The organism is Rhodococcus chondri (genome assembly GCF_036327435.1).
GTDB lineage: Bacteria > Actinomycetota > Actinomycetes > Mycobacteriales > Mycobacteriaceae > Rhodococcus > Rhodococcus chondri.
Window position 1 is genome coordinate 1 of sequence record NZ_JAUZMZ010000345.1, and the last position, 1,837, is coordinate 1,837.

Annotated in this window: 1 protein-coding gene and 1 pseudogene; both read right to left on the reverse strand. The window is 69.4% G+C overall.

Features of this window, described 5'->3' with window-relative positions:
• The coding region (gene ilvD / locus Q8814_RS25975) for a dihydroxy-acid dehydratase (protein ID WP_330154806.1) at positions 1-1,624 on the reverse strand (1,624 nt) is incomplete at its 3' end.
• A pseudogene (locus Q8814_RS25980) lies at positions 1,621-1,837 on the reverse strand (TIGR03086 family metal-binding protein); the annotation flags it as partial. The pseudogene Q8814_RS25980 and the gene ilvD, both read right to left, overlap by 4 nt.

Here is a 1,837-nt window from a genome sequence, read left to right on the forward strand (position 1 = left end):
GCGGCGGCCGGGGCCCCCCGCCGGGCCCCCGCGTCGTCATCTCGGCGTCGTCGACCAGCACGTCGAGCACGCCGTTCGCGACGTCGAGGCGAATGCGGTCGCCGTCGCGGACGAATGCGATCGGGCCGCCGTCGACGGCTTCGGGCGCGACGTGCCCGACACACAGGCCCGTGGTGCCGCCGGAGAACCGTCCGTCGGTGAGCAACAGGACGTCCTTGCCCAGCCCGGCGCCCTTGATGGCGCCGGTGATGGCAAGCATTTCCCGCATGCCCGGCCCACCCTTGGGGCCTTCGTAACGGATGACGACAACGTCGCCGGCGGTGATGGTGCCGTCCTCGAGCGCATCCATCGCGGCGCGTTCGCGCTCGAAGACCCGCGCGGTGCCCTCGAATACGGATTCGTCGAATCCCGCGGACTTCACCACTGCGCCGCCGGGAGCGAGGCTGCCCCGCAGGATCGTGATGCCGCCGGTGGGGTGGATGGGATCGTTCAGCGCGCGGAGCACCTTGCCGTCCGGGTCGGGCGGGGCGATGCCGGCGAGATTTTCCGCGACGGTCTTCCCGGTGACCGTCATGCAGTCGCCGTGCAGCAGACCCGCATCGAGCAGCGCTTTCATGATGACCGGCACGCCGCCGATGTGGTCGACATCTTTCATCACGTGCCGGCCGAACGGTTTGACGTCGGCAAGATGGGGGACACGCGCCCCGACACGGACGAAATCGTCGAGGGTGAGGTCGACGTCGGCTTCGTGGGCGATGGCGAGGAGGTGCAGGACGGCGTTGGTGGAGCCGCCGAACGCCATGACCACGGCGATCGCGTTCTCGAAAGCTTCCTTGGTGAGGATGTCCGACGCGGTGAGGCCGAGCCGCAGCATCTCGACGACGGCTTGGCCGCTGCGGCGGGCGTAACCGTCGCGCCGCCGGTCGGTGGCGGGCGGGGACGCGCTACCGGGCAGCGACATGCCCAGCGCTTCGGCCGCGCTCGCCATGGTGTTCGCGGTGTACATGCCGCCGCACGCCCCCTCTCCGGGGCAGATGGCGCGCTCGATCGCGTCGAGATCGCCCTCGGACATCAGGCCGCGTGCACACGCCCCGACGGCCTCGAACGCGTCGATGATCGTCACGTCGCGCTCGGTGCCGTCGGAGAGTTTCGCGATGCCCGGCAGGATCGTTCCCGCGTACAGGAAGACCGAGGCCAGGTCGAGCCGCGCGGCAGCCATGAGCATCCCCGGCAGCGACTTGTCGCAGCCGGCGAGCAGCACTGAACCGTCGAGGCGCTCGGCCTGCATCACGGTTTCGACGCTGTCGGCGATCACTTCGCGGGAGACGAGGGAGAAATGCATGCCCTCGTGACCCATGGAAATGCCGTCGGACACCGAGATGGTGCCGAATTCGAGTGGATAGCCACCACCCGCGTGCACCCCGTCCTTGACGGCCTTGGCGAGCCGATCCAGCGACAGGTTGCAGGGTGTGATCTCGTTCCACGACGAGGCGACACCGATCTGAGGTTTCTGCCAGTCGTCGTCCCCCATGCCGACGGCACGGAGCATGCCGCGCGAGGCGGTCTTCTCCATGCCGTCGGTGACGTCGCGGCTGCGCGGTTTGAGGTCGGGCTGATCGCTCATCGGGGTCCTTGCGCTCGGGGATCGCGACCGGTCAGGGCGATCAGGCGGTCCTGTACGGGGGCGTCGTCGGAGATCGGTACGGGTGCGGCGAACAGCCCACTGGCGGCGAGCATGTCGCGTTGGGGTTCGATCTCGGCCCACACCGCTTCGACCAGCGCAGAGTCGAGCCGGTCGTCGGCGCCGACGGCGCGGGCGAGATCCCACGTGTGGACG